Annotated in this window: 18 protein-coding genes and 1 pseudogene; 2 read left to right on the top strand and 17 right to left on the bottom strand. The window is 62.8% G+C overall.

The window, feature by feature from the left end; genetic code table 11:
* Window positions 1-96: 96 nt before the first annotated feature.
* Window positions 97-1311, bottom strand: coding sequence for a polysaccharide deacetylase family protein (locus K5658_RS07525; protein WP_221066326.1), 1215 nt, complete (start codon window positions 1309-1311; stop codon window positions 97-99).
* A 342-nt stretch (window positions 1312-1653) separates the two neighbouring features.
* Window positions 1654-3717, bottom strand: a complete 2064-nt coding sequence (uvrB, locus tag K5658_RS07520; RefSeq protein WP_221066325.1) for an excinuclease ABC subunit UvrB — start codon at window positions 3715-3717, stop codon at window positions 1654-1656.
* Window positions 3718-3889: 172 nt separating this feature from the next.
* Between uvrB and K5658_RS07515 the strand changes: the two genes are divergently transcribed.
* Entirely contained in the window at window positions 3890-5071 is a 1182-nt protein-coding gene (locus K5658_RS07515) for a pyridoxal phosphate-dependent aminotransferase (RefSeq protein WP_281425971.1), read from the top strand.
* Between the two features lie 64 nt (window positions 5072-5135).
* Here K5658_RS07515 and galU read toward each other — a convergent pair whose 3' ends face one another.
* The 15 genes and pseudogenes from galU to K5658_RS24165 form a co-directional block, all read right to left on the bottom strand.
* Window positions 5136-6014: a UTP--glucose-1-phosphate uridylyltransferase GalU gene (galU, locus tag K5658_RS07510; RefSeq protein WP_221066324.1), complete on the bottom strand. Its 879-nt coding sequence runs from the start codon at window positions 6012-6014 to the stop codon at window positions 5136-5138.
* A 16-nt stretch (window positions 6015-6030) separates the two neighbouring features.
* The gene (gene cysC, locus K5658_RS07505; protein WP_221066323.1) at window positions 6031-6636 is read right to left on the bottom strand and encodes an adenylyl-sulfate kinase; all 606 of its coding nucleotides are present in this window, start codon (window positions 6634-6636) and stop codon (window positions 6031-6033) included.
* Window positions 6637-6759: 123 nt separating this feature from the next.
* A complete protein-coding gene (locus tag K5658_RS07500; protein WP_246628591.1) occupies window positions 6760-7068 on the bottom strand; it encodes a ComEA family DNA-binding protein in 309 nt (102 codons plus the stop codon).
* 147 nt (window positions 7069-7215) lie between these two features.
* On the bottom strand, window positions 7216-8370 hold the full coding sequence (lapB, locus tag K5658_RS07495) for a lipopolysaccharide assembly protein LapB (RefSeq protein ID WP_221066322.1): 1155 nt from the start codon (window positions 8368-8370) through the stop codon (window positions 7216-7218).
* Window positions 8371-8473: 103 nt separating this feature from the next.
* A complete protein-coding gene (locus K5658_RS07490; protein ID WP_221066321.1) occupies window positions 8474-8785 on the bottom strand; it encodes an integration host factor subunit beta in 312 nt (103 codons plus the stop codon).
* A 51-nt stretch (window positions 8786-8836) separates the two neighbouring features.
* Complete coding sequence (gene rpsA / locus K5658_RS07485; protein ID WP_221066320.1) at window positions 8837-10507, bottom strand: 30S ribosomal protein S1; 1671 nt, start codon at window positions 10505-10507, stop codon at window positions 8837-8839.
* Between the two features lie 104 nt (window positions 10508-10611).
* Window positions 10612-11277, bottom strand: a complete 666-nt coding sequence (gene cmk / locus K5658_RS07480; protein ID WP_221066319.1) for a (d)CMP kinase — start codon at window positions 11275-11277, stop codon at window positions 10612-10614.
* Window positions 11274-12602 carry a 3-phosphoshikimate 1-carboxyvinyltransferase gene (gene aroA / locus K5658_RS07475; protein ID WP_221066318.1) on the bottom strand — a complete coding sequence of 443 codons (1329 nt, stop codon included), beginning with the start codon at window positions 12600-12602 and terminating at the stop codon, window positions 11274-11276. Before aroA ends, cmk begins: the two co-directional genes overlap by 4 nt.
* Window positions 12603-12618: 16 nt before the next feature.
* Complete coding sequence (locus K5658_RS07470) at window positions 12619-13491, bottom strand: prephenate dehydrogenase (protein WP_221066317.1); 873 nt, start codon at window positions 13489-13491, stop codon at window positions 12619-12621.
* A complete protein-coding gene (gene hisC, locus K5658_RS07465; protein ID WP_221066316.1) occupies window positions 13488-14603 on the bottom strand; it encodes a histidinol-phosphate transaminase in 1116 nt (371 codons plus the stop codon). The genes K5658_RS07470 and hisC overlap by 4 nt, the downstream gene beginning before the upstream one ends.
* A gap of 29 nt (window positions 14604-14632) precedes the next feature.
* Window positions 14633-15736, bottom strand: a complete 1104-nt coding sequence (pheA, locus tag K5658_RS07460; RefSeq protein WP_246628590.1) for a prephenate dehydratase — start codon at window positions 15734-15736, stop codon at window positions 14633-14635.
* A 6-nt stretch (window positions 15737-15742) separates the two neighbouring features.
* Window positions 15743-16906: a phosphoglycerate dehydrogenase gene (locus K5658_RS07455; protein WP_221066315.1), complete on the bottom strand. Its 1164-nt coding sequence runs from the start codon at window positions 16904-16906 to the stop codon at window positions 15743-15745.
* A gap of 5 nt (window positions 16907-16911) precedes the next feature.
* Window positions 16912-17994, bottom strand: coding sequence for a 3-phosphoserine/phosphohydroxythreonine transaminase (gene serC / locus K5658_RS07450; protein WP_221066314.1), 1083 nt, complete (start codon window positions 17992-17994; stop codon window positions 16912-16914).
* The gene (gene gyrA, locus K5658_RS23930) at window positions 17978-21664 is read right to left on the bottom strand and encodes a DNA gyrase subunit A (protein ID WP_425515948.1); all 3687 of its coding nucleotides are present in this window, start codon (window positions 21662-21664) and stop codon (window positions 17978-17980) included. The genes serC and gyrA overlap by 17 nt, the downstream gene beginning before the upstream one ends.
* Window positions 21665-22168 (bottom strand): annotated as a pseudogene (locus K5658_RS24165) (DNA gyrase subunit A); the annotation flags it as partial.
* Between the two features lie 208 nt (window positions 22169-22376).
* Here K5658_RS24165 and K5658_RS07440 point away from each other — a divergent pair.
* Window positions 22377-23180 carry a hypothetical protein gene (locus tag K5658_RS07440; protein ID WP_221066313.1) on the top strand — a complete coding sequence of 268 codons (804 nt, stop codon included), beginning with the start codon at window positions 22377-22379 and terminating at the stop codon, window positions 23178-23180.
* Window positions 23181-23221: the final 41 nt, after the last annotated feature.

The raw sequence follows: 23221 nt of genomic DNA, 5'->3' as shown, positions 1-23221 counted from the left end.
GCCCGGATGGAACGCGGCGCGATCCGGGAGCCAGTACGGAGCGCCGTAGCGTTCCCGGATTCCGCCACGCCGCAACCGGGCCAAGGGCCTTGCCGCTCAGCCGGGAAGATGCCAGCCCGGATCGCCGTCGAGGGAATATTTCTTGGCGCGGAAGCGGTTCAAGGTCGCCACCGCCTCGTCCAGGTCGGTATGGCAACGGTTCACCCAGTCCTCGCCCCAGTAGAAATTGCAACTGGTCTCGGCCCGCAGCAAACGCCAGTGGGCGGACTCCAACTCATAGCGCTCCTGGTCGCCCAGTTCGCGCTCGGCGGCTTCGGTCAGCGCCTCGTGGACCTGGGCGCTCACCTTCTCGACCCGCGCCAGCGAATCCTTCTGCGCCTGCGAGCCGGTCCATTGGACGAAATCGTTGCCATGGTGCCAGCCGGTGTTCCACGCCCCGGTCTTCACCCGCACCTCGCCCACGGCCCCGTGCTTATCCAGATAGTCCTTGATGAAGGTGGGCCGGATCAGGCTGTCCTTGCGGGCCTCGTCCAGGAGTTCGCGGTAGAACGCGCCCCAGAAATTGACCTCGTTCTGGGTGTTGCGGAACCAGCCGCCGTTCTCGCCATCGGTGCAGGTGACGACCAACGGCTCGAAATCGCACCACTGGGTGCGCTGGGCCACTTCCTTCACGAACCAGATGTAATCCATGCCCGACTCCTGGGCGTCGGACAATTCGCGGTCGCGCACGATGACGATGATCTCGTCGTCGCCATGGCGGGCGATATGCGGCCGATAGCGCAATTCGTGCCAATCCATGGGCGTGACCGGCTCCACATGCTCGCTGTCCACGATCACATAGCGGTAGCCGAATTTCTTCAGCAGCGGAATCAGTTCCATGGAAAACCCCATTTCCGGCGGCCAGAACCCCTGGAATCCATTGCGCCAGAACAAATGCCGGGCGATACCCTGCCAGCGGGCGATATGCTCGTCGCGGTCGGCCTCGGGAATCAGGGGGAATACCGGGTGGTAATACCCGGTGCCCAAAACGTCGATGATCCGTTCGTTCTGGAGATGCCATAACAGGGAGCCGCAATCGATGATGCCATAGACACTGCTTTGGAATTCGGGATTGGACAGGGTTTCCAGCAGGGTTCCGGAAAGGGAAAGATGGACCCTGGCGACATCCTCGTAACCCCACAGGAACCTCGGGATGCGGTCGTAGGCATAGAGGATTTCGCGAGCTTCCCAGGGTTGTTCCGCGAGGAGATGTTCGAGGTTGCCGGGCGGCTGGTGGAGGTTGAGGACCAGGGCGTGATGGATGATGGACATAGCGGCTCGCTAGGATGGGATTCTGAAAGGACTTCCACCGCTATTATGCCGGGCGCGGGTAGCGCTTGTGACAAGGGCAAGCCTTGTCGGAAACCGAACAATCTTTTTCCCGAAGCGAGCCATTGGGCGATGCGGGCCCCAACCCGCCTGGGACAGGGTATCTCCCGGTCCCGCCCCGGATATTGGCCGGATTACCGGACCATAAACAGCGCATTAACCCGCCCGTTAGGACCAAGCGGGAATCCAGCCCCGGAGGCCGGATGCGAGCCGGAGCGCGGATATGGATTTACACCGTACAATCCGGGCGACAGGCCAAGGCTTGCGTTCCCATCCGATCCGGGACTAGGCGCCGCCGGCGAAAACCTCGGCCTGGATGCGCTGGATTTCATCCCGGAGCCGGGCCGCTTCCTCGAACCGCAATTCCTTGGCGTGGGCGTACATTTGCTCTTCCAACTGCTTGATGAGCTTGGCCGCGTCCTTGGGTTGCACCGCGCGATAACCGGCCTGGGGTTCGGCCACCTTGGCGGCGGACCGGGTTGGCGTCCCCGCCGCGCCGGGAATCGGCACTTCCAGGATATCCACCACCCGCTTGACGATGCTTTTCGGCACCTGCCCGGTTGCGAGGTTGTGGGCGATTTGCTTGGCGCGGCGGCGTTCGGTTTCCTCCAGGGCGCGGGCGATGGAGCCGGTGAGGGTGTCGGCGTAGAGGATGGCCTTGCCATGGACGTTGCGGGCGGCGCGGCCTATGGTCTGGATCAAGGAGCCGGTCGAGCGCAGGAAGCCTTCCTTGTCGGCGTCGAGGATGGCGACCAGGGACACCTCGGGGATATCCAGCCCTTCGCGCAAGAGGTTGATGCCGACCAGCACCGCGAACTTGCCGAGCCTCAGGTCGCGGATGATTTCGACCCGCTCCACCGTTTCCACGTCCGAGTGCAAATAGCGCACGGCGACCCCGTGTTCATACAGGTATTCGGTCAAATCCTCGGCCATGCGCTTGGTCAGCGTGGTCACCAAGACCCGCTCGTTCTTGGCGACGCGCTGGCGGATTTCCGAGAGCAAATCCTGCACCTGGTTCAACACCGGGCGGATTTCGACCTCCGGGTCCACCAGGCCGGTCGGGCGCACCACCTGCTCGACGATGGCCCCGGAATGCTTGAGTTCGTAGGGTCCGGGCGTGGCCGAAACATAGATGCGGCGCGGGGCGCGTTCCTCGAACTCCTCGAACTGCAAAGGCCGGTTATCCAGCGCCGAAGGCAGGCGGAAGCCATATTCCACCAGGGTTTCCTTGCGCGAACGGTCGCCCCGGTACATCGCGCCCAGTTGGGGGATGGTGACATGGCTTTCGTCGATCACGACCAGGGCCTCGGCGGGCAGGTAGTCGAACAAGGTCGGCGGCGGCTCGCCCGGCCCGCGCCCCGAAAGATAGCGCGAGTAGTTCTCGATGCCGGGGCAATAACCCACTTCCAGCATGATTTCCAAATCGAACAAGGTGCGCTGCTCCAGGCGTTGGGCCTCGACCAGCTTATGGGCATCGCGCAATTCATCCAGCCGCGCCTTCAAATCCAGCTTGATCTGGTCGATGGCTTCCAGGATTTTTTCGCGCGGGGTGACGTAATGGGTCTTGGGGAACACGGTGTAGCGGGCGATGCGGGCCAGGATCGCGCCGGTCAGGGGATCGAACAGCGACAGGCGCTCGATTTCGCCGTCGAACAATTCGATGCGGAGGGCTTCGCGCTCGGATTCCGCCGGGAACACATCGACCACCTCGCCCCGCGCCCGGAAAGTGGCGCGGCGCAATTCGGTATCGTTGCGGGTGTATTGGAGTTCGGCGAGGCGGCGCAGCAGGGTGCGCTGGTCGATCATATCGCCGCGCACCAAGTGCAGCACCATGCTGAAATACGAGGCCGGTTCGCCCAGGCCGTAGATGGCCGACACCGTCGCCACGATCACGGTATCGCGCCGCTCGATCAGCGCCTTGGTGGCCGACAGCCGCATCTGCTCGATATGCTCGTTGAGCGAGGCATCCTTCTGGATATAGGTATCGGAGGACGGGACGTAGGCTTCGGGCTGGTAATAATCGTAATAGGAAACAAAGTATTCCACCGAGTTTTCCGGGAAGAATTCCTTCATCTCGCCATAGAGCTGGGCGGCCAGGGTTTTGTTGGGGGCCAGGATCAAGGTGGGTAATTGGGTGGCCTGGATCACCTGGGAAACGGTATAGGTCTTGCCCGAGCCGGTGACCCCGAGCAAGGTCTGGTGCAACAAGCCGTCATTCACGCCCCGAACCAGCTGGCGGATGGCCTCGGGCTGGTCGCCCGCCGGTTGAAATGGGCTATGCAGGCGGAACGGCTTGCCCTGGATCGGCTGTTGCGGGAGGGATTCGTCTAGCAAGGGTTTGATCGGCATGGTGGTGCGCTACCTAATAAACGCGGGTGGATCGGATGGGTGGATGCCCCGATATTAGGCGGAAACCGCCCGGAATGGTTTGCGCCGGGACCGCGGCCTCCATACTCGACAGCCCCGCCCCGCATGGCTATCCTCTCGGTTTTTCCACGCCCTCGCACGACAAGCGCCCACGATGAACATCAGACTCTCCGACCGCGTACAATCCATCAAGCCCTCCCCCACCCTGGCCGTCACCGCCCGCGCCGCCGCCATGCGGGCCGCCGGCAAGGATATCGTGGGACTCGGGGCCGGCGAACCCGATTTCGACACCCCGGAACACATCAAACAGGCGGCGATAGCGGCCATCAATTCGGGTTTCACCAAATACACCGCCGTGGACGGCACGCCCGGCCTCAAACAGGCCATCGTCGCGAAGTTCAAGCGGGAAAACGGCTTCGACTACACGCCCAAGCAAATCCTGGTGTCCTGCGGCGGCAAGCAGAGCTTCTACAACCTGGCCCAAGCCCTGTTGAACCCCGGCGACGAGGTCATCATCCCGGCCCCGTATTGGGTGTCCTATCCCGACATGGCGCTGCTGGCGGGAGGCGTCCCGGTCATCGTCGAGGCCACCCAGGCCCAGCGCTTCAAGATCACCGCCGAGCAACTCGCCGCCGCCATCACCCCGAAAACCCGGCTGTTCGTCATCAACAGCCCGTCCAATCCCACCGGCATGGCCTATAGCGCCGACGAACTCAAGGCGCTGGGCGAGGTGCTGCGCCAGCACCCGGACATCGTCATCGCCACCGACGACATGTACGAACACATCGTGTGGAACGGCGCTTTCGTCAACATCCTCAATGTCTGCCCGGACCTCTACGACCGCACCATGGTCCTGAACGGCGTCTCCAAGGCCTATTCCATGACCGGTTGGCGCATCGGCTACACGGCCGGCCCCGAAAAGCTGATCGAGGCCATGACCAACATCCAGTCGCAAAGTACCTCCAACCCGACCTCGATTTCCCAGGTCGCCGCCGAGGTCGGCCTGAACGGCGATCAAGCTTTCATCGGCGAAATGGTGAAAGCCTTCAAGCAGCGCCACGATTACGTGGTGGCCGAATTGAACACCATCCCCGGCGTGGATTGCCTGCCGACCGACGGCACCTTCTACGTGCTGCCCAATGTGCAGGGCGTCATCGACCGGCTGGATGGCATCGCCGACGACCTGGGCCTGGCCGAATTCCTGATCGAGCAAGGCGGGGTGGCCGTGGTGCCGGGGTCGGCCTTCGGAGCTCCGGGCTGCATGAGGTTGTCCATCGCCACCAGCCTGGCCAACCTGGAGAAAGCGCTGGGCCGCATCAAGCAAGCCCTGGCCTAAGGCCATAAACGCAACGGGCGGGGCGGCTGGCGATGCCATCCGCCCCGCCCGTCGGGCGTTCGGATCAATCGAAGCGCAACGCGGACAGATAAGCCTTGAAGCTTTCCCGCAATTCCTCGTGCTTCAAGCCCTGTTCCACCGTCGCCATCAGATAGCCCAGCTTGGAGCCGCAATCGTAGCGCTTGCCGGCGAATTCGTAGGCCAGCACGGGTTCGTCCTTGAGCAGCGCGGCGATGGCGTCGGTGAGCTGGATTTCGCCGCCCGCCCCCCGCGTCACATTGTCGAGTTTGTCGAAAATCGCCGGGGTCAGGATGTACCGGCCCACCACCGCCAGATTGGACGGCGCGTCCTCGGGCTTGGGCTTCTCGACGATGCCGTCCAGCTTGCCCAAGCCTTCCTGGATCGGATTGGCCTGGACGATACCATAGCTCTGGGTCTCGGAAGGATCGACCCGTTCAGTGCCCAACACCGAGCATTGCCATTGGTCGAACACCCGGATCATCTGCGACAAACAGCCATCCGCGCCGTTATCGACCATGTCGTCGGCCAGCACCACGGCGAACGGCTCGTCGCCGATGACCGAACGGGCGCAATTGACCGCGTGGCCCAGCCCCAGGGCTTCGGCCTGGCGGATGAACACACAGGTCACATGGGACGGCACGATGTTCTGCACGATGCGCAGGGTTTCGGCCTTGCCGCGGGTCTGCAACTCGGTCTCGAGTTCGTAGGCCTTGTCGAAATGGTCCTCGATGGAGCGCTTGGTCCGGCTGGTGACGAACACCAAGACGTCGATGCCCGCCGCCACCGCTTCTTCCACCGCGTATTGGATCAGGGGCTTATCGACGATGGGCAGCATTTCCTTGGGGCTGGCCTTGGTGGCCGGCAAGAACCGGGTACCCAGGCCCGCCACGGGAAATACGGCTTTCTTCACTGGTTTCTTCATGCTCACTCTCCCTTTTTTACGTTATGGTTTGGATCTGTCCCCGCTCTTCCAGGAAACGGACGACCTGCAAGGCGCAGGCCTCCAGGCCATCGCGCCCGGTATGGACGGTGATCTCGGGATTCTCGGGCGCCTCGTAGGGCGAGGAAATGCCGGTGAATTCCGGGATGACGCCTTGCCGGGCCTTCTTATACAAGCCCTTCACATCGCGCCCCTCGCAGACCTCCAAGGGCGCGTTGCAATATACCTCGATGAAATCCCCGGCCTGGGCCAGGCCGCGGACCATGTCCCGGTCGGCCCGCAACGGGGAAATGAACGCCGTCAAGGCAATCACGCCGGCCTCGACGAACAGTTTGCTCATCTCGCCGATGCGGCGGATATTCTCGTGCCGGTCCTCGATGCTGAAGCCGAGGTCGGAGCAAAGCCCATGCCGCACATTGTCACCATCGAACACGTAGGTCCGGCAGCCGCGCTCGAACAGCAATTCCTCCACCCGGTGGGCCAGGGTGGATTTGCCCGCGCCGGACAACCCCGTGAACCAGAGGATGAAGCTTTTATGATTATTCAACCGTTCGCGCAGGGGACGGGTGACTACGGCGTGGTGCCATTGGATGTTTGAGCTCATAGGTAAAATTCACCGTCGGTTCGAATAAACAAACCTCATTTTAGCCACGAACCCGCCATCCCCCAAACGGCGGCGCAAAAAAGGCTCCCGGAAGGGGAGCCTGGAACGGGCATGGATACGGTACTATTTTTGCTTGGGCTTGGCCTCCGGCGGCGTGGCGGGGGCCGCCGCGCCCACCGTGATCCTGTCCCGGTTCTTGGCGATGATCGCGGGACCGATGCCATTGACCCGTTCGAGGTCGTCGACCGATTTGAATGGGCCGTTTTTCTCGCGGTCCTCGACGATGGCCTGGGCCTTGGCCTTGCCGACGCCCGCCAAGGTATCGTCGAACTGCTCGACAGTGGCGGTATTAATATCCAAAACCTCCGCCGACACCCGGAACGGCGACATCAGCAAACCCCAAAGCAATAAAGATTTCAATAGCGCGCGCATGGTCAACCTCTTATCAAAAAACCCGGTATGGGCGGCATAAGCTAACCATTATGCCCGACCGCTAAAAAGGGCTTGTTTGTAGGCGGTCGCGGATTTTTTTGTAGGGCTATGCCGATTTTCTTGTAGGTTTTTCCCTACACGGCCAGGTCAGGCCGGTTTGATGGAGGCCCAATGCTGGCACGAGGGGCAGCGCCAATGCAGTTCCGAACCGCCGAAGCCGCACTCCACGCAGCGGTAACGGGGAATTTCCGCCGCCAAGCGGTCGACGACCGCACCCAGGCGGCCCAATTCCAGCCGCGGCTCCGGCCCGCCCCCGGAGACCGACAGCAAGCGCACGGTATGGCCCAGGCCGCGCAGGGAGGGTTTGGCTTCCAGCGCCGCCAGCGAATAATCCAGCGCCGCCGGAATCCCCGCCGCGTCGCGCATCCAGGCCGCGAGTTCGAACGCCGCGGCGGCCAAGCCATAGCGCCGGTACAGGTATTCCAGATAATCGGCCCAACCCCGCGCGTCGCCCAACCGGGCATAGCACACCGCGACGGGGTGCAGCGCCTCGGGCAGGTAGTCGGGATTTTGCGCCTCCACGTTACGCAAGGTCCGCAACGCCCCGGCGTAATCGGCGGCGGCCAATTGCAGGCGGGCTTTGACGAGGCTGGCGCGGACGCAGGCGGGATCGTCGCGCAAGGCCTGGTCCAGGTAATCCCGCGCCGCCTTGCCGTCGAACCGGGCCACGGACTCCTCCGCCAATTCGCACAGGAATTGGGCCACGCTCTCGCCCTTGGGCGCCTTGGCGAAGCGCAGCAGCTTACGGACGCAGGCGATGGCTTTAGGCCACTCCTTTTCCTGCTGATAGATTTGCAACAGCCGTTGCAGCGAAGATTTGCGGTGGGCCTCGCGTTCGGCCAGGGCCTCGAAGATGGACTCGGCCCGGTCCAACAACCCCGCCGCCATGTAATCCACCCCCAGCGCGTAGCGGGCGTGGGCGCGCTGGGCCTCGCCCAGGCCGGGCTCCTCCAACAGCCGGGTATGGACCTCGATGGCCTTTTCCACCTCGCCCTGCTTGCGGAACAGGTTGCCCAGCGCAATATGGGTTTCCACGGTCTCGTGGTCCATTTCCAGGATATGGGCGAACACCTTGATGGCCTGGTCGGTCTTTTCGCTGAGCAGGTAGTTCAAGCCCCGGCAATAGGCCTGGTTGATCGGGCGGGCGTGGTCGAGCAGATATTTCCGCGTGTAATGCCGCTTGGCGGCGAGCCAACCGGAGGCGGCGGCTACGGGAAGCAGGAGCGCCAATAATTCCAGCATGGGCGGTACGCGCCGGTCGGGAGGGAAAGGCGGAAAACGGTGAACGAACGCGCCGGAAACCGGTCGAGGCCGGGTTCGATCACCGCCGGGAAGGTCGCCGCCATCAATCGGAAGCCGAAAGCTCGAAGTATTCGCGGGATTGGTTGACCTTGTCCCGCAATTCCTTGCCGGGCTTGAAATGGGGGACGAATTTGGAAGCGAGTTCGACGGCATCGCCGGTCTTGGGGTTGCGCCCGACCCTGGGCGGACGGTAATGCAGGGAAAAGCTCCCGAACCCCCTGATTTCGATCCGCTCCCCGGAAGACAGGGCCACGGTCATATGGTCGATCATTCCTTTCACCGCCAACTCGACATCCTTGAAAGCGATATGGCTGTATTTTTCCGCCAGCAAGTTGATCAGTTCTGACTTTGTCACCGTCTTATCCACAGAATGAAGGGGGGCTCGCGCCCCCCTTGCTTGGCCGGATTACTTGTTCTCCATCTGTTCCTTGAAGATGTCGCCCAAGGTCGGCATCCCGGACGATGCCTGCTGCGAATAGCCCTTGATGGCGGCGGCTTCTTCTTCCTGGTCCTTGGCCTTGATGGACAGGGTGATGGTCTTGTTCTTCTTGTCCACGCCGATGAACTTGGCCTCGACCTCGTCGCCCACCTTCAACTGGGTGCGGGCGTCCTCGACCCGGTCGCGGGAAATCTCGGAAGCCCGGAGATAGCCTTCGACGCTGTCGGCCAGGACGATGACCGCGCCCTTGGCATCGACTTCCTTGACCACGCCGCGCACCGCGCCGCCCTTCTCATGGGTGGCGAGGTAGTTCTGGAACGGGTCTTGTTCAAGCTGCTTGACGCCCAGCGAGATGCGTTCGCGCTCGGGGTCGATGGCCAGGATGACGGTTTCGACCTCGTCGCCCTTCTTGAACTGGCGGATGGCGTCCTCGCCGGTATTGCTCCAGGAGATATCGGACAGATGCACCAAACCGTCGATGCCGCCGTCCAGGCCGATGAAGATACCGAAATCGGTGATGGACTTGATGTTGCCCTTGATCTTGTCGCCCTTCTTGTGGGTGCCGGCGAACTCTTCCCAGGGATTGGGACGGCACTGCTTCATGCCCAAGGAGATACGGCGGCGGTCTTCGTCGATGTCGAGGACCATGACTTCGACTTCCTCGCCCAACTGCACGATCTTGGCGGGGTTGACGTTCTTGTTGGTCCAATCCATTTCGGACACATGGACCAAACCTTCCACGCCTTCTTCCAATTCCACGAAGCAGCCGTAATCGGTCAGGTTGCTGACCTTGCCGAACAAACGGGTGCCCGGCGGATAACGGCGGGCGATGTTGAGCCACGGGTCTTCGCCCAGTTGCTTGAGTCCCAAGGAGACGCGGTTCTTCTCCTGGTCGAACTTGAGCACCTTGACCTGGATTTCCTGGCCGATCTGCACCGCCTCGGACGGATGGCGCACGCGCTTCCAAGCCATGTCGGTGATGTGCAGCAAACCGTCGATACCGCCCAGGTCGATGAACGCGCCGTAATCGGTGAGGTTCTTGACCACGCCGGTGACGATGGCGCCTTCCTTGAGGTTTTCCAGCAGGGCTTCCTTCTCGGCGCTGTATTCGGACTCGACCACGGCGCGGCGGGACAGCACCACGTTATTGCGCTTTTGGTCGATCTTGATGACCTTGAATTCGAGGTCGCGGCCTTCCAGGTAGGAGGTGTCGCGCACCGGGCGCACATCGACCAGGGAACCCGGCAGGAACGCCCGCAGGGCACCCAGGGCGACGGTGAAACCGCCACGGACCTTGCCGGTCAGCTTGCCGCTGACGGTCTCGTTCTTCTCGAAAGCCTGTTCGAGGTCGAGCCAAGCCTTGAGGCGCTTGGCCTTGTCGCGGGACAAGAGGGTCGCGCCCAGCCCGTCTTCCAGCAATTCCAGGGTGACTTCGACGGTGTCGCCGATCTGGACTTCGATCTGGCCTTCGGCGTCGAGGAACTGCCACTTGGGCACCACGCCCTCGGACTTGAGGCCGGCGTTCACGACCACCACGTCGTTGCCGATGTCCACCACGGTGCCGCGGATGATGCTGCCCGGACGCATTTCGGCTTGGGCCAGGCTCTCTTCAAACAATGCTGCGAAGCTGTCGGTCATAAAAAAGGTTCGGTTGGGTAAATAGCCGGGTCGCGGCCATTCATGGGGTTGGTTTGAGACCGCCACCGGGCCTTGCCGGTGACTCCAAAAAACGAAGATCGAGGTTAGATGCCCACCACGGCGAGACAGCGGGCGACGACTTCGTCTATCGTCATGTCCGATGAATCGATCAAAACCGCGCCTGCGGCCATCGCCAGGGGGGCTTCGGCCCGCTCGCGGTCGCGCCGGTCCCGCTCCTCGATCTCTCTTGTCAAGCCGTCAAGGCTAACATCGATTCCCTTCTCTTTCAACTGCTTATGCCGCCGGAGGGCGCGTACCCCGGCGCTGGCGGTGAGAAAGACCTTATAAACCGCTTCGGGAAAAACCACCGTGCCCATGTCCCGGCCATCGGCGACGAGGCCGGGCGCACGGCGGAAATCGCGCTGCTTTTGCAGCAGCGCCTGACGCACCGGGCCATAGGCGGCTATCCGCGAAGCCGCGTTGCCGCAGGTTTCGGTGTGGATTTCGCCGGCGATGTTTTCGCCACCGAGCAGCACCTTGGGCGGATCGTCGGCGGTGAAACCCAGATCCATGGCTGCGGCGACCCGGACGATAGCATCGACAGCGTCGAGCGCAACGCCCGCCCGCATTACCGCCACCGCCAGCGAGCGGTAGATCGCCCCGCTATCGAGGAAATTCCAGCCCAGGCGCTGGGCCACGGCCCGGCTGGCGGTGCCCTTGCCGGAACCGCTGGGCCCGTCGATGGTCAGGACCGGAATTTCGGGGTTCATAGGATTTCGCCTTCGATGGATACGATGTCGAGACCCAAGCCCCGCGCCAGTTCCACGAAGATCGGGAACGAGGTGTTGACGTTGGCGCAATCGGTAATCTCGATGGTGCCGGACGCCCGCAGCGCCGCGATGGAGAAGGCCATGGCGATGCGGTGGTCGCCGTGGGAATCGACCTTGCCGCTGCCGAGCTTGCCGCCTTGGACGATCATGCCATCCGGGGTCGGTTGGGCGTCGATCCCTAAGATTCGCAGGCCGTCGGCCATCACCTGGATACGGTCGCTTTCCTTGACCCGGAGTTCTTCCGCGCCGGTCAGCCGGGTTTGGCCCTCGGCGCAGGCGGCGGCCACGAACAGCACCGGGAATTCATCGATGGCCAGGGGGACCAGGGCTTCCGGGATATCGATGCCGTGGAGTTGGCTGGCTTTGATGCGGATATCCGCCACCGGCTCGCCGCCCGCCTCGCGGGGATCGATGATCTCGATATCGGCCCCCATCAACTTGAGGATATCGATCACGCCGGTACGGGTCGGGTTGATGCCGACATGCTTCAAGGTCACATCCGCCCCCGCGGCGATGGACGCGCCCACCATGAAGAACGCGGCGGAGGAAATGTCGCTGGGCACGTCCACATCGCAGGCGGTCAGCTTGCCGCCCGGACGCACGCGGATCACTTCGCCCTCGCGTTCCACCGGATAGCCGAAACCGGCCAGCATCCGCTCGGTGTGGTCGCGGGTCGGGGCCGGTTCGCGCACGGAGGTTGCGCCCTCGGCATACAACCCCGCCAGCAACAGACAGGATTTCACCTGGGCGCTGGCGACCGGCATGTCGTAATGGATGCCCTTGAGTTTCGCGCCGCCCTTGATCCTGAGCGGCGAAGTCCCGGCCTCGGTGGTTTCGATTTCCGCGCCCATGTCCCGCAGCGGGTTGGTGACGCGCTTCATCGGGCGGCGCGACAACGAAGGATCGCCGGTCAGGACGCTATCGAACGCTTGCCCGGCCAGCAGTCCCGACAACAAGCGCATGGAAGTCCCGGAATTGCCGAGATAAAGCTCCTGGGCCGGTGCCTTGAGGCCGTGCATCCCGACGCCATGGAGGGTGACGCAACCCTCGACCGGGCCTTCGATCTCGACGCCCATGGCGCGGAAGGCGTTCATGGTGGCGAGGCAGTCTTCCGCTTGCAAGAAACCGGAAACCCGTGTCGTGCCCTCGGCCAGGGAACCCAGCATGATAGAGCGATGGGAAACGGATTTATCGCCGGGAACGCGGGCTTCGCCGCGCAAGGTGCCGCCCGGTTGCACCCGGAAGATGACGTTGCTGTTGCTCATAGCGTTAAGGCTCTGGTTATTTTTCCAATTGATCGAGAAAACGTTGCCGCGCATCGCGGGCTTCGGTGAAGAGGGCGAACAATTCGTCCGCCGAGCGCTGTTCGATGAGGCTTTCCACGGCGCGGAGTTGTTCGCGGAACCGTCGCAGCAAGGCCAGGATTTCGCCGCCGTTGGCGAGGCAGATATCCCGCCACATCTTGGGGTCGCTGGAGGCGATGCGGGTGAAATCGCGAAAACCGCCCGCCGCGTACTGGAAGATTTCGTCCTGCTCGTCCTTGCGGCCCAGCATGGCGGTCAGCGCGAAGGCCAGGACGTGCGGCAGATGGCTGGTCGCGGCCAACACCTCGTCGTGATGATCCGGGGCCATGTGCGAAACCCTGGCCCCCAGGCACCGCCACAGCGTTTCCACCGCGTCCACGGCGGCGGGCCGGGTTTCGGGCAAAGGCGTCAGGATCACCCGCTTGCCCGCGTACAAATCGGGCCGGGCGGCCCCGACCCCGCTACGCTCGGCCCCGGCGATGGGATGGCCCGGCACGAAATTGGACGGCACCTGGCCGAAGACCCGTTCCGCCGCCGCGATGACATTGCCCTTGGTACTGCCGACATCGGTATAGACGGCGCGGTCCGACCAGACGGGGCGCAACGCCCGCAACACCGCCTCGATGGCCCCGACCGGGGTGGCGATGACCACCATATCGCAATCCGCCGCGCCCGCGGCGATGTCGTCATAGGCGAAATCGACGACGCCCGAGTCCAAGGCTTCCCGCAGATTGGCGGCATCGGCATCGACCCCGGCCACGCCGCCAACCCCGCCCGCCGCCCGGGCACCGCAAGCGATGGAACCCCCGATCAAACCGACGCCGATGATACCAAGGCGCGGTAGGCTCATGCGGCCAACACGCGGTCCAGGGCGGCCAGGAATACGGCGTTCTGTTCCGCCGTCCCGACCGTGATCCGCAGATGATTGGGCAAGCCGTAGTTGCCGATGGGCCGCACGATCACGCCTTGCCGCAACAAAGCCTCGTACACCGGCCCGGCGGGACGCTGGAGGTCGAAGGTGATGAAATTGCCGACCGAGGGAATGAACTCCAGGCCACGGGCGGTCAAGGCTTCGCCCAATTGGCGCAACCCGGCGTCATTGAGGCGGACGGTGTTTTGCAGATGCTCGGCATCGTCCAGCGCGGCCTTGGCCGCTTCCAGGGCGGGCAGATTGACGTTGAAGGGCTGGCGCACCCGGTTCAGTAAATCGGCGATGGCGGAACTCGATACGGCATAGCCCACCCGCAGCCCGGCCAAGCCATAAGCTTTGGAGAAAGTCCGCGTCACCACCAGATTGGGGAATTCCGGCAGCCAGGACAGGGCATTCGGATAATCGGCCACCGCGACATACTCGAAATAAGCCTCGTCCACCACGGCGACGACATGGTCCGGCAATCCGGCCAGGAAAGCGTGCAACTCGGTCCGGGCCAGGTAATTGCCGGTGGGATTGTTCGGGTTGGCGATGAACACCACCCGCGTATCGGCATCGACCAGGGCGGCTATCGCCGCCAGATCATGCCCATAACGCGAACCCCGGCTGCCATCGTGGGCCTGCGCCACCTTGGCCGTAGCGCCCACCGCCTGGGTGACGATGGGATAGACCGCGAAAGCGTGTTCCGAAAACACCGCGTTGACTTCTGGCGACAGGAAAGCGCGGGCGACAAGTTCCAACACATCGTTGGAACCATTGCCCAAAGTGATCTGCGCGGGTTCGAGGCCCAGTTTCCCGGCCAGCGCGGATTTCAACTCGAAACCACCGCCATCGGGATAGAAATGCAGGTCCGGCAAGATGCGGCGGACGGCTTCCAGGGCTTTGGGACTCGGCCCCAAGGGGTTCTCGTTGGAGGCGAGCTTGACGATATTGGAAAGTCCCAACTCCCGCTCCAATTCGGCGATGGGTTTGCCGGGCAGATAAGGGGTCAGGCCACGCACTCCGGGAATGGCTAAATCGGCTGCTTGCATGGAAAGGCTGCGCTATCTCTTGTTTTTAATCAGGCCACGGCTTTGGGATAGGAGCCGAGGATTTTCAGCGAAGTGGTTTTGCGCTCAATTTCGGCCAAGGCACCCGCCAGGGTCGGATCGTCCCGGTGCCCTTCGACATCGACGAAGAACACATAATCCCAAGCCCCGCGCCGCGAAGGCCGCGATTCGATCTTGCTCATGCTGATGCCATGGCGGGCGAAAGGCTCCAACACGCCATACAACGCGCCCGGATCGTTGCGCGTGGTCAGCAACAGCGAGGTTTTATCCTGGCCGGTGGGGTTGACCGGGGTGCGGCCGATCACCAGGAAACGGGTGGTGTTATCCGGCTCGTCCTCGATATTCCGCGCCAAAATCCCCAGGCCATATAGTTCCGCCGCCACCTCGCCCGCGATGGCCGCGCAGCCAGGCGTCGCCGCCGCCAGCCGCGCCGCCTCGGCATTGCTGCTGACCGCCGTGCGCCGGACACCCGGCAAATGGCGGTCCAGCCAACCCCGGCACTGGGCCAGGGATTGCTGGTGCGAAAACACCTCGCGGATTTCGGCCAAGTCCCCGCACTGGCCCATCAGGTTGTGATGGATGCGCAGGCTCACTTCGCCGGTAATCAACAGCCCCGAGCGCATGAAGCTGTCCAGGGTATGGGTGATGACGCCCTCGGTGGAATTCTCGACCGGCACCACGCCATATTGGCAATCCCCGCCCTCGACGCTACGGAAAATCTCGTCGATGGACGGCAACGGACTGGCCGCGATGGCATGGCCGAAATGCTTGAACGCCGCCTGCTGGGTGAAGGTGCCGGCCGGCCCCAGGAAGGCCACGGCCAGGGGTTTTTCCAGGGCGAGGCATTCCGACATCAATTCCCGGAAAAACCGCACCACCACGTCCCGGCCCAACGGTCCCGGATTCCGCCCCGCCATCCGCCGCAACACCTCCGCCTCCCGCTCCGGGCGGTGGAAACACTCGACCTCGCCGGCGGCGGTCTTGATTTCCGCCACCTTCTGGGCGCAAGCGGCGCGGCGGTTCAACAATTCCAAAAGCTGGTCGTCGATGGCGTCGATTTCGCGGCGTATCCCGGCCAGGGGATGTTCGTTGGGGATGGTTTCTGGGTTCCGCATGGGGCTTCAGAGGGTCCGCACCGACAACACGCCCTTGATGGCCCGGATGCGCTCCAAGGTTCCGGCGGGCACCGGGACGTTCAGGTCGATCAAGGTGTAGGCATAATCGCCCCGCGACTTGTTCAACAAATCGATGATGTTGAGGTTGGCCTCGGCCAGGGCGGCGGAAATCTGCCCGACCATGTTCGGCACGTTCTCGTTGGCGATGGCGAGGCGATGGCCCTGGCTGCGCGGCATCACGACCTCTGGGAAGTTCACCGAATGGCGGATATTGCCGTTCTCCAGGAAATCGCGCACCCGTTCCGCCACCATGATGGCGCAGTTCTCCTCGGCCTCGTTGGTGGACGCCCCGAGATGCGGCAGCACGATGGCCCTGGGATGGCGCAGGATGGCCTGGCCGGGGAAATCGCAGACATAGGTTTGCAGATGGCCGGAATCCAGGGCGGCGCGGACGGCGTCCTCGTCCACCACCGGCGAGCGGGAGAAATTCAACAGGACCGCGCCCTTCTTCATGAAACCGAGCCGCGGGCCATTGATGAGATGGCGGGTTTGCTCGCCCAGGGGGACGTGCAGGGTGACGAGGTCGGCGCGGGAAATCAAATCGTCCACGCTGCTGGCCCGCGCCACCTTCGAGGACAGCATCCAGGCGCTTTCGACCGTCAGCAGCGGGTCGTAGCCGATCACATTCATGCCGAGATCGATGGCGGCGTTGGCGACCTTGACACCGATGGCCCCGAGTCCCAGCACGCCCAAGGTCTTGCCGGTCAACTCGAAACCCACGAACGCCTTTTTGCCCTTTTCCACCTGATGATGGATCGAGTCATCGTCGCCTTCCAACTGCTTGGCGTAATTCCAGGCATCGCAGATTTTGCGGGCGGCCAGCAGCATCCCGGCCAGCACCAGTTCCTTCACCGCGTTGGCATTGGCTCCCGGCGCGTTGAACACCGGCACGCCGCGCTGGGTGTATTCGGGCACCGGGATGTTGTTGACGCCGGCCCCGGCCCGGCCCACGGCCTTGACCGTCTCGGGAATTTCCACCCCGTGCAGGTCGAAGGAGCGCAACAGGATGGCGTCCGGGTGTTGGATTTCGGAAGCGACCTCGTAGCGGTCGCGGGGGAATTTTTCCAGCCCCAAGGGCGAGATGTTGTTGTAGGTGCGGATTTTGAGCATGGATTTCACCCGTGTTGCTTTTCGAAGCCAGCCATGAATTCCACCAAGGCATCGACGCCCGCTTCCGGCATGGCGTTATAGATGCTGGCGCGGAAACCGCCCACCGAACGATGGCCTTCCAGGTTCACCAAACCCGCCGCCTTGGCTTCGGCCAGGAAGGTTTTTTCCAGGTCGGTGTTGGCGATGCGGAACGGCACGTTCATGCGCGAACGGCAGGCGGGATCGACCGGGTTGGAATAGAACGGCGAGTTGTCGATGGCGGCGTAGAGCTTGTCGGCCTTGCGCGTATTGAGCGCCTCGATGGCGGCGAGTCCGCCCTGTTGCTTCAGCCATTCCAACACCAGCCCCAGCAGATACCAGTTATAGGTCGGCGGGGTGTTGAGCATGGAGCCGTTCTCGGCCTGCTTCTTGTAATCGAAGATCGAAGGTGTGAACGGCAGGGTTTGGCCCAGCAAATCCTCGCGCACCACCACGATGGCGATGCCGGCCGGTCCCATGTTCTTCTGCGCCCCGGCGTAGATCAGACCGAATCGGGCCACATCGACCGGGCGCGACAGGATGTCGGAAGACATATCGCAGACCAGCGGCAAGCCTTCGCTGTCGGGCACGGCGTGGAATTCCACGCCGCCGATGGTTTCGTTGGAGGTGTAGTGGAGGTAGGCCGCTTCGGCGTCGAGCTGCCAATCGGCGCGGGCCGGAATCGCGGTGTGCTGGTTGGCCTTGGAACTGGCCGCGATCACCACTTCGGAATACAGCTTGGCTTCGGCGATGGCCTTCTCGGACCAGATGCCGGTGTTGACATAGCAGGTCTTGGTCTTGCCGCGCAGCAGGTTCATGGGGATGGCGGCGAACTGGCCGGTGGCCCCGCCCGGCAGGAACAGCACTTTGTAATCGGCGGGCACCGCCAGCAACTCGCGGAAATCGGCCTCGGCCTGCTCGGCGATGCCGACATAGGCCTTGCTGCGATGGCTCATCTCCATCACCGACATGCCGGTGCCGCCCCAATCGAGCAGCTCGTCGCGGGCCTTGGCCAGGACCGCCTCGGGTAGCGTGGACGGTCCCGCGCTGAAGTTATACACCCTCGCCATCGCTCTCTCCTTCTTGGTTAATCGGATTGATTTCGGTCGGATCGGTCCCGGCGGTTTCTTCGCCGGTCTCGGCGATATCGTCGGACTCGCCTTCCAGCATCGGAATACGGTCCACGCCCACCACTTTCTCGCCCGGATTGAGGCGGATCACCATCACACCCTGGGTGTTGCGGCCCAGTTCGCGGATTTCCTCGACCCGGGTGCGGACCAGGGTGCCGCCATCGGTAATCAGCATAAGTTCATCGCTTTCGTTCACCAGCACCGCGCCCACCACCGCGCCGTTGCGCTCGTGGGTCTGGATGGCGATGACGCCTTGCCCGCCCCGGCGGTGCCTGGGGAAATCGGCGATATCGGTGCGCTTGCCATAGCCCTTTTCGGTGATGTTCAGCACCGAGCCTTCGGTGCCGATGATGAGGGCGATGATCTTCTGGTCGTCGCCCAAGGCCATGCCGCGCACGCCCGCCGCGCCGCGCCCCATGACCCGCACATCGTCCTCGTCGAAGCACACCGCCTTGCCCGCGTCGCTGAACAGCATGACATGCTGCTGGCCGTCGGTGATGGCGACATCGACCAAACGGTCGTCCTGGCGCAGGTCGATGGCGATCTTGCCCAGGCTGCGGGGCCGCTCGAATTCCTTCAGCGCCACCTTCTTGACGATGCCGGACGCGGTCGCCATGAAGATGAAATGGCCTTCGTCGAACTCGCGGATCGGCAGGATGGCGTTGATGCGCTCGCCTTCTTCCAGGGGCAATAGGTTCACGAAGGGCTTGCCGCGCGAGGTCCGGCTCGCCACCGGCAGTTCGTAGACCTTGAGCCAATACACCTTGCCGACGCTGGAGAAACACAGGATGGTGTCGTGGGTATTGGCCACGATCAGCTTCTCGATGAAATCCTCTTCCTTGGTGGTCGCCGCCGCCTTGCCGCGACCGCCGCGGCGTTGGGCGCGGTAGGCCGTGAGCGGCTGGGATTTCACATAGCCCTCGTGCGACACGGTGACGACCATGTCTTCCTCGGTGATGAGGTCGGCGCGGCTGAGGTCGAGATGGTCCTCGATGATGCGGGTGCGGCGCGGGTCGGCGAATTGCTCGCGGATGGCGGCGAGTTCCTCGCGGATGACTTCCATCAGCCGGATATCGCTGCCCAGGATCGCCAGGAATTCGTCGATCTTGGCGAGGATTTCGCGGTATTCGGCGATGATTTTGTCTTGTTCCAGGCCGGTCAGGCGGTGCAGGCGCAATTCCAAAATGGCCTGGGCCTGTTCGGGCGACAGGCGGTAGCCTTGATCGCCCAGGCCGAACAGGGCGGGCAGGGTTTCGGGACGGGAGCGGATGGCGTCCTCGGCCCGTGCCAACAGTTCCATCACCACGCCCGGACGCCATACCGGCTCCAACAACCGCTCTTTCGCCACGGCGGGGCTGGGCGAGGTCTTGATGAGTTCGATGACCGCGTCGATATTGGCGAGGGCCACGGCCAGGCCTTCCAGGATATGGGCGCGCTCGCGGGCCTTGCGCAGATCGAACAAAGTGCGCCGGGTCACGACCTCGCGGCGGTGGTCGATGAAGGCGGCCAGGAATTCCTTGAGGTTCAGGCAGCGCGGACGGCCATCGATCAAAGCCACCATATTGATGCCGAACACGGTCTGCATCGCGGTCAGTTGGTACAGGTTATTCAGCACCACTTCCGCCGACTCGCCGCGTTTGAGTTCGATCACCAAACGCATTCCGTCCTTGTCGGATTCGTCGCGCAAACCGGAAATCCCGCCCAGGCGTCCCTCCTTGGCGAGTTCGGCGATTTTTTCCTGGAGCTTGGCCTTGTTGACTTGGTAGGGCAGTTCATGGACCACGATACTGGTGCGGTGGCCGTCCTCCTCGAATTCGCAACGGGCGCGGAGGTAGATGCGGCCCCGCCCGGTCAGGTAAGCCTCGCGGATGCCGCCAGCCCCGTTGATGAGCCCAAAGGTGGGGAAATCCGGGCCGGGGACGTACCGCATCAAATCCTGGATGCTGGTTTCCGGCTGTTCGATAAGGTGCAGGCACGCGTCGATGACCTCGCCCAGGTTGTGTGGCGGGATATTGGTCGCCATGCCGACCGCGATGCCGGCCGAGCCATTGATCAGCAGGTTGGGAATCCGGGTGGGGAGGACCGTGGGTTCCCGCTCGGATTCGTCGTAGTTGGGGATGAAATCGACGGTTTCCTTGTCGAGATCGGCGAGCAGCTCGTGAGCGATACGGGCCATGCGGACTTCTGTGTAACGCATCGCGGCAGGTGGATCGCCATCGACGGAGTTATGCACGAACACGTTGGCCGCGAGCAAGAAATTATGGTGTTCATCCACCGTAATATCGTAGGTATCCGCAGTTTCCGCGGGTTCACGCTTGGCGACGATCCGGTGGTTATAGTGCCTTCCGGCATCCGCCAACGTATTGAAATCGCCGAAATATTCCACGGCCTTCCCGATATGGGGAATCCAGTTTTGATGGCGCTGGGATTCGTATAATTCGGGCGTGAAATCCTGTTCGGGAAACGCCTTTAGCAAGCCATAGACATAACCGGCGATTTTCCGGCGTATTACCTGCGAGCGATGATTCGGGTCGCGCCAGCTTTCACGCAAGGCCAGAACGGCCTTATCGCTGATCTCCCGCATCATGGATGGATTATCCTGGATGCGACGGGCGTTGCTGCGTTGCACCCCCTGCCTTTGCGCGGTGCGGAATTCCGCATCCTGCCGTTGCCGGGAAATCTTGTCGCGGTGCATTTCCCGCGTTTCCGGCTTGTCCCAAACGGCTTCAGCCATACGCGAAAAATGCCCGGACGGGAACTTGGCGCGATACTCCGGGTTTTCCCAATGCCGCCTGACCGCCCGGCTGATCTTGGCCCGGATGCCAGGATCGGCCATGGCGCGGGATATGGCCTCGACGATTTCCACCCGTTTGGCGTCGTCGCCCCACATCGCCTTGCTTTTCTCGGAAATGATCGCGGCGACCCGCGCTTTTTCTTCGTCCGAGAGCGGGCGTTTTTCTATGCCGCTCAATGCCTCGGACATGCGCTCGCGGTATTCCTCGTCCTGCCACAAAGCTTGCATCCGGGCGGAAATCGCCTCGCGGGCCTGGGGCCGTTCGGAGAAATGACGCTTCAACCCGTCCGCCATGCGGGGACCGTTTTGCCGCCGGAAATCTTCGTCTTGGTTCTGGCGGATAAACCGCCGCCGCCGTTGTTCCAAAACCTCCGGATTCTCGGCATAGAACCGCCGCACGCCGTGTTTCTGGGCTTCCCGGAATTCCGGGTCTTTCCATAGCTCCTTGATTTGCGCGGCGTGGATATGCAGGTGTTCGAGGAACCCTAGGCGCTGGATATTGGGCGGGCTATTGTCCCAGCGGTTGAAATTGCGATGATGCCGGACAAAAGCTCCGGACATCTGGGCGGCTATACCTTTGCGGGCGTTGAATTCATCCGCCAGTTGATGGACGAATTCGTATTGCCCCGAGTCCGGCTGCAACACCCGCAGATAATGGTTCAGTCCCGGCTTGATCGGCGCGGTGTCGAACACCCCCGGCATCAAGCTATCTTCGGGCGTGAGGTCTTTGGCCTCCTTATAAGAACCATCGCGCAGCATGAAGCGGTGGTCCGGCGTGCAACGGATGGTTTCGCCATTATCCAGGGTGAGTTCCAACAGCGCGGCACCGGGGCGGGTGATGCGGGAATAGCGGCCTTCGGCGATGACGATCCGACCGTATCGATTGACCGCGTAAACATAAAACACTTGGTCCGGCGGCAACTGGGCCAACTCGGCGAAGCTCTTTTCGGTGCCATCGGCCAGTTTGATGCGGGTGTCTCCCGTGAAACATCCGAAATTACCTTGTCCATCTATTAAGGTATAGCGCAAGGAAAAATGCTGCGCCATGCGTACAATAGTATCATAAACCGCCACATCTCCGTGTGGATGCAGTTTGCCTATAGTATCGCCAACGATACGGGCCGATTTCTTATAAGGCTTGTTCCAATCGTTGCCCAGTTCGTGCATGGCATAGAGGACGCGGCGATGCACGGGCTTCAGCCCGTCCCGCACGTCGGGAAGCGCCCGGCCCACGATCACGCTCATGGCGTAATCGAGGTAGGACTGCTTCATTTCGTCTTCGAGGTTGACCGGGATGATTTCTTTGGCGAAGGAAGTCATGGAGGGCTTGCGGCTCTGGGCGACGGTGTCCCGGCGGCTCGGGCGGGCCGGGTAGCACGGTAGCGCGTTGAAAAAGAGCGACATTATAGCGGTTGGGGCGGTCTGGCTCCACAGCGCGGGCCGGGGTGGACTCCACGGCCCGCCGCGCCACTATAATCCCGGCTTTACTGCGGCACCGGCACGCCATGGACCACTCCGGGAAGAACAGTTGCAGGACGCCCTGGGCAGCGGCTACCGCAGGCTGGACCTGCCCTTGAAGGTGGAATGGCCGGATGGCCGCCGGGCGGCGGTGTTGTTCGTGGTCGAGGAGGAGACCGAACCGCGCAATTTCTCCATCCACTGCCTGGCACATTACTGCCTGGACCTCGCGGACCTGCTCAAGACCACGCGGGTGGTGCCGGTGGTGGTGTTTTTGCGGCGGGGCGGGTTTGCGCGGAGTTTGAACCTGGGCGACGACCGCGAGGAATACCTGTCGTTCCGGTTCATCGCCTGCGAATTGGCGCGGCTCCCGGCCGAGGACTATTTCGACAGCGGCAACATCGTAGCGCGGCTGAACCTGCCGAACATGGCCCATCCCAAGGAACAGCGGCTGAGGGTGTACGACCACGCGGTGAAGGGCTTGGCCGGGCTGGAAACCGACCGCCACAAACAAGGAAAATATCTCGATTTCATCGATGCCTACGCCGATTTGAGCGAGGACGAGGTGGCGCGTTACCGCGCCGAGTATTACGACGACGAAGGAGGCAAGACCATGGGTTTAGCGGCGGTTTTACGTGAGGAAGGCCGGGAAGAAGGACGGCAGGAGGGTAGGCAGGAAGGACGGCAAGAGGGTCAACAAGAAGGGCGGCAGGAAGGCGAAGCCGCGATCCTGCTCAAGTTGATGGCGCTCAAGTTCGGTCCCCTGCCTGCGGCGGTGGAGGAGCGCGTGCGGCGGGCGGATGCGGAAACCTTGCTGGCCTGGAGCGGGCGGGTACTGACGGCGACCCGGCCGGAGGAGGTCGTCGGGGATTGAATCCGGCTAGATTTCAAGCGCGGCGCAGGGCATCCCACGGG

This window comes from Methylomagnum ishizawai (assembly GCF_019670005.1).
Classification (GTDB): domain Bacteria; phylum Pseudomonadota; class Gammaproteobacteria; order Methylococcales; family Methylococcaceae; genus Methylomagnum; species Methylomagnum ishizawai.
This window is presented reverse-complemented; position numbering and strand designations above follow the sequence as displayed.

What these genes read in the sequence shown, in the direction of transcription:
- rpsA (WP_221066320.1), bottom strand. Translation starts at nt 10,507, where the DNA reads ATGACCGACAGCTTCGCAGCATTGTTTGAAGAGAGCCTGGCCCAAGCC.
- K5658_RS07470 (WP_221066317.1), bottom strand. Translation starts at nt 13,491, where the DNA reads ATGAGCCTACCGCGCCTTGGTATCATCGGCGTCGGTTTGATCGGGGGT.
- cmk (WP_221066319.1), bottom strand. Translation starts at nt 11,277, where the DNA reads ATGAACCCCGAAATTCCGGTCCTGACCATCGACGGGCCCAGCGGTTCC.
- K5658_RS07500 (WP_246628591.1), bottom strand. Translation starts at nt 7,068, where the DNA reads ATGCGCGCGCTATTGAAATCTTTATTGCTTTGGGGTTTGCTGATGTCG.
- K5658_RS07525 (WP_221066326.1), bottom strand. Translation starts at nt 1,311, where the DNA reads ATGTCCATCATCCATCACGCCCTGGTCCTCAACCTCCACCAGCCGCCC.
- pheA (WP_246628590.1), bottom strand. Translation starts at nt 15,736, where the DNA reads ATGCGGAACCCAGAAACCATCCCCAACGAACATCCCCTGGCCGGGATA.
- aroA (WP_221066318.1), bottom strand. Translation starts at nt 12,602, where the DNA reads ATGAGCAACAGCAACGTCATCTTCCGGGTGCAACCGGGCGGCACCTTG.
- uvrB (WP_221066325.1), bottom strand. Translation starts at nt 3,717, where the DNA reads ATGCCGATCAAACCCTTGCTAGACGAATCCCTCCCGCAACAGCCGATC.
- K5658_RS07515 (WP_281425971.1), top strand. Translation starts at nt 3,890, where the DNA reads ATGAACATCAGACTCTCCGACCGCGTACAATCCATCAAGCCCTCCCCC.
- serC (WP_221066314.1), bottom strand. Translation starts at nt 17,994, where the DNA reads ATGGCGAGGGTGTATAACTTCAGCGCGGGACCGTCCACGCTACCCGAG.
- hisC (WP_221066316.1), bottom strand. Translation starts at nt 14,603, where the DNA reads ATGCAAGCAGCCGATTTAGCCATTCCCGGAGTGCGTGGCCTGACCCCT.
- galU (WP_221066324.1), bottom strand. Translation starts at nt 6,014, where the DNA reads ATGAAGAAACCAGTGAAGAAAGCCGTATTTCCCGTGGCGGGCCTGGGT.
- cysC (WP_221066323.1), bottom strand. Translation starts at nt 6,636, where the DNA reads ATGAGCTCAAACATCCAATGGCACCACGCCGTAGTCACCCGTCCCCTG.
- K5658_RS07455 (WP_221066315.1), bottom strand. Translation starts at nt 16,906, where the DNA reads ATGCTCAAAATCCGCACCTACAACAACATCTCGCCCTTGGGGCTGGAA.
- lapB (WP_221066322.1), bottom strand. Translation starts at nt 8,370, where the DNA reads ATGCTGGAATTATTGGCGCTCCTGCTTCCCGTAGCCGCCGCCTCCGGT.